Annotated in this window: 5 protein-coding genes; 2 read left to right on the top strand and 3 right to left on the bottom strand. The window is 71.2% G+C overall.

Translation table 11 applies throughout. From position 1 onward, the window contains the following. Positions 1-205 precede the first annotated feature (205 nt). Positions 206-1,063, top strand: coding sequence for an alpha/beta fold hydrolase (locus tag STRAU_RS31890; protein ID WP_016644540.1), 858 nt, complete (start codon positions 206-208; stop codon positions 1,061-1,063). Here STRAU_RS31890 and STRAU_RS31885 read toward each other — a convergent pair. Then, positions 1,057-1,971, bottom strand: a complete 915-nt coding sequence (locus STRAU_RS31885) for an NYN domain-containing protein (protein WP_016644539.1) — start codon at positions 1,969-1,971, stop codon at positions 1,057-1,059. The two genes, STRAU_RS31890 and STRAU_RS31885, sit on opposite strands and share 7 nt — an antisense overlap. Before the next feature lie 216 nt (positions 1,972-2,187). Between STRAU_RS31885 and STRAU_RS43165 the strand changes: the two genes are divergently transcribed. Continuing rightward, positions 2,188-2,340, top strand: coding sequence for a hypothetical protein (locus STRAU_RS43165; protein WP_016644538.1), 153 nt, complete (start codon positions 2,188-2,190; stop codon positions 2,338-2,340). 100 nt (positions 2,341-2,440) lie between these two features. On the opposite strand, the gene STRAU_RS31880 is transcribed toward STRAU_RS43165, so the two are convergent. Both STRAU_RS31880 and STRAU_RS31875 read right to left on the bottom strand, forming a co-directional pair. Continuing rightward, entirely contained in the window at positions 2,441-3,043 is a 603-nt protein-coding gene (locus tag STRAU_RS31880) for a MarC family protein (protein ID WP_016644537.1), read from the bottom strand. A 64-nt stretch (positions 3,044-3,107) separates the two neighbouring features. Next, positions 3,108-3,983: a PHP domain-containing protein gene (locus tag STRAU_RS31875; protein WP_016644536.1), complete on the bottom strand. Its 876-nt coding sequence runs from the start codon at positions 3,981-3,983 to the stop codon at positions 3,108-3,110. Positions 3,984-4,152 lie beyond the last annotated feature (169 nt).

Raw genomic sequence — 4,152 nt, 5'->3', positions numbered from 1 at the left:
CCACCCGCCCACCCGTTGAGGCTCAGCGGGGGGCGTGCGGCGTCACCGTCGGCCACGGCCCACCCGGCACCCTCGTCGCCTCGATGGCAGCGGCCTCGTCGGCGTCTGCGGCCCGGAGGGAGCACGCCCCACGCCGACGGTGTCGGTGCAGCGTGCGGCAGGGCACCCTCGGCCCAAGGCCCAGGGGCCAGTAACCTCGGGCGGCATGAGTAGGCCGCCCACCTTCACCCCGCCCGAAGGCACCCTCGCGTACCGTCTGCGTACCGCCCGCGGCGACTTCGCCGTCCTCGACACCCGGCCGACCGGCGAGGTCAAGGGCACCGCCCTGCTGCTGCCGGGGTTCACCGGGAGCAAGGAGGACTTCATCGCCCTGCTCCGGCCCCTCGCCGCCGCCGGGTACCGCACGGTGTCCATCGACGGCCGGGGGCAGTACGAGTCCGACGGTCCGGACGACGAATCGGCTTACGCCCAGGCCGAGTTGGCGAGTGATGTGCTCGCCCAGGCGGCGGCGGTGCGCGAGCCCGGGGACGGGCCCGCGCACCTGCTCGGCCACTCCCTCGGCGGTCTCGTCGCCCGCGCCGCCGCCCTCCTCGCGCCCGCCACCTTCGCCTCGCTCACCCTGATGTCCTCGGGCCCGGCCCATGTCGCCCCGTCCCAGCAGATCCGCGCCAAGCTCCTCACGGACGCCCTCGCCACCCACCCCATGGACGTGGTGTGGAACGCGATGCAGGCGATGGGCCCGCCCGAGGACGCCGACATCGACGGTGCCGAACTGCGGGCCCGCTGGCTGCGCAACAACCCGGCCCAACTCATCGCCACCGGCAAGCAGTTGTGCGGCGAGCCGGACCGCGTCGACGCGCTCGCCGCCCTCCCCCTGCCCAAGCACGTCGTCTCCGGCGTACGCGACGACACCTGGCCCGTACCGCTCCTCGACGAGATGGCGCGCCGCCTCGACGCCCACCGCACCGTGATCACCGGCGCGGAGCACTCCCCCAACACCGACCGCCCGTCGGAGACCGCCGCCGCCCTGGCCGCCTTCTGGGACTCACTCGCGCCTCAGTAGCACTGCTGCAAGTGGTCCCAGAATCCGTCCCGCAGCACCCGCCGCAGGTCCGACTGGCCCCGCAGCGAGTAGTCGAGCAGCCGCTCCGCCTCCACGAGGAGTTCCTGGTCGACCGAGCCGGGCAGGTAGGGGTGGCCGGGCAGCAGGCCCACCAGCGCCTCCCGGCCCCGCGCCGCGAGCCATTTCGCGGAGATCTGGGCGCCGACGAAGCGCACGTCGTCCCGTGAGGGCCGGGCCGCCGCCGACAGGCCCTCGTACGGCACGGTGGGGCGGCGCGTGACGAACGGCTTGAAGAAGTCCGCGTCGAAGGTGCGCTGGCTGTCGACCTCCCACAGCAGCGGCTCGGCCTGATTGCGGCCGTCCGGCGCGTCGATGCCCCACAGGTGCACGCGCGCGCCGTACCCCTGCGCCGCCTCGACCGCCGACACCAGGTCCTCGTCGCCGCCGATCAGCGCCGCGTCGCTGATGGCGCGGTGCCGCGCCAGGGACTCCAGGTCGGACCGGATCAGCGAGTCGACGCCCTTCTGCTGGTTGTTGGCGTTGAGGTTGCCCAGGCGCACCTTGACGTCGGGGAGTTCCGCGATCGCCTGCTGCTCCGAGGTGTGGATGCGGCGTCTCGCGCCGTCGTACCAGTACACGCGCAGCAGGCGGCTGTCCGCGAAGATCGTGCGCGCCTTGTCGATCAGCGCTTCGATCAGCCCTTCGGCGTCGAGGTCGAAGGCGCGCCGGTCCTCGGTGCCCGCGGCGAGGCGCCCGGCGGCCGCGTACAGATAGCCGGCGTCCACGAAGATCGCGTGGGTGGACGGGGTCTTCGCCACCTCGGCGAGCATGCGCTCGAGCAGTCCGTTGGTGCGCTCGAGGCGGGCGCTGATGCCGCCGGTCTCGTCAATGGTCTCGTCCATGTCCATACGGAACGCATTGTCCCGTCCGTCACTCGGCAGGCACAACCGGTAGTCGTTACTCAGCGAACACAACCAGCCGCGATACAGTCACGAAACAGGGTGTTCATTAGCCTCGCGAAAATTTTCCTTAGCGTAGGGAATGTTTGAACGGGTCAAGCCGTTGAACCCGTATGTAGCAAGCAGTTCTCCTTCAGGAGGATCACCAGACGAAGGGAGAAGCCCATGCGCTTCGAAATCATGCGACTCGACGACGTCGACGGCACGGCCGTGGACACGACCGTCGTGGACGCCGCCTCCGTCAACCGGATCGTGCAGCAAGCCGCAGCCATAGGGCAGCGCCTCTACATCCGTCCGGCCGACGCCTCGGCCTCATAACGGCGCCGATCGGCCTCATCACACACTTCAGAGCCCTGTACGAGACCGGATCGTCCGGTGTCGTACAGGGCTCTGTGCGTGACGGGGGCACCCGATCGGCTCAACCGCCGCGGATCACCTGTGTCACGCCGTTGATGATCTGCTGCACCGCGATCGCCGACAGCATCATCCCGGCGAGCCGCGTCACGAGCACCACGCCGCCGTCCTTGATGACGCGGATGATCAGCAGCGAGAAGCGCATCGCCAGGAACAGCACCACGTGGATGGCGAGAATCGCCGCCCATACCGAGACCTGCTCCATGCCGTCGGCGTGCTGCACGGCCAGGATCACCTGCACGATCGCGCCCGGCCCGGCGAGCAGCGGCATGCCGAGCGGCACCAGGGCGACGTTCACGTCCTTGGTCTGCGTCGGCTCGTCGTTCTTGCCGGTGAGCAGGTCGAGGGCGACCAGGAGCAGCAGCAGGCCACCCGCGATCATCAGGGCCTGCGTGGAGACGTGCAGATAGTCGAGGATCTGCTGGCCGACGATGCCGAAGACGGTGATGACCCCGAGGGCCACGCACACCGCCTGGAAGGCCATTTTCTTCTGGACCTTGGCGGGGCGGCCCGCGGTGAGCCCGAGGAAGATCGGCGTGATCCCAGGGGGATCCATGATGACAAAAAGGGTGAGAAAGAGGGATCCGAAGACAGCGACGTCGAACACAGTGATGGCCTTGCAGAAGAGGGTCGTACGGAGCGAAGCGGGTCAGGGCGCGCGGTGGTGCGCGTTACGCGGCCGGGGCCCCGCCCGCGCCCGGCACCGGGAAGGCGCCCGTGGCCCGGCGGGTGATCTCGCCGTAGATCTCGGGGTCGGTGGTGTACTCCCCGAGCACGCATGTCTTGCGGGTGCCGTGGTAGTCGCTCGACCCGGTGACGAGCAGGCCCAGGTCGGCGGCGAGGCCGCGCAGCCGGGGGCCCGACTCGGGCGCGTACGCCAGCTGTTCCGGGTGGTCGACCTCGATGCCGTCGAGGCCCGCGGCGGCCAGTTCGGCTATCGCCGACTCGGGGACGACCTTGCCGCGCTGGGCGGCGGCCGGGTGCGCGAAGACGGTGACGCCGCCCGCGGCCTTGACCAGGCGGATCGCGTCGAAGGGGTCGAGCTCGTGCTTCTCGGCGTAGGCCCGGCCGCCGTCGGCGAGCCAGGCGGGCGTGAAGGCGTCCGACACGGTCGGTACGACGCCGAGCTCGACCAGCGCCTCCGCGACGTGCGGGCGGCCGACGGAGCCGTCGCCCGCGATGCGCGCGACCTGTTCCCAGGTGACGGGGACGCCGAGTTCCTGGAGCTTGCGGACCATCGTCTGCGCGCGCGGCACGCGGTCGTCGCGGACGAGTTCGCGCTCGCGGGCCAGCTCCGGCTCGTCGGGGTCGAAGAGGTACGCCAGCATGTGCATCCCGATGCCGTCGAGGCGGCAGGACAGCTCGGCGCCGGTGACGAGGGTGAGGCCGGGCGGGAGCGCGGCGATCGCCTCGGCGTGGCCGCGGGTCGTGTCGTGGTCGGTCAGCGCGACCACGTCGAGCCCGGCGGCGGCCGCGTTGCGGACCAGCTCCGCGGGGGTGTCCGTGCCGTCGGAGGCGGTGGAGTGGCTGTGCAGATCTACGCGCACGCGGTGCTCCAGCCTTGACGGTGCTCGGACGAGGGGACCCCCCAAGGATAACGGGCCGCAGCCCGTGCCCCCCGCGCCCGTCTGGGGCTTCGCCCCTCGCCCCCTTGTCGGCGCTCCGCGCCTCGCCCTCAAACGCCGGGCGGGCTAACACCTTCGCCGCCCCGGCGGT

Origin of the sequence: Streptomyces aurantiacus JA 4570, from assembly GCF_000414115.1 — a bacterium.
Taxonomy (GTDB): Bacteria; Actinomycetota; Actinomycetes; order Streptomycetales; family Streptomycetaceae; genus Streptomyces; species Streptomyces aurantiacus_A.
This window is presented reverse-complemented; position numbering and strand designations above follow the sequence as displayed.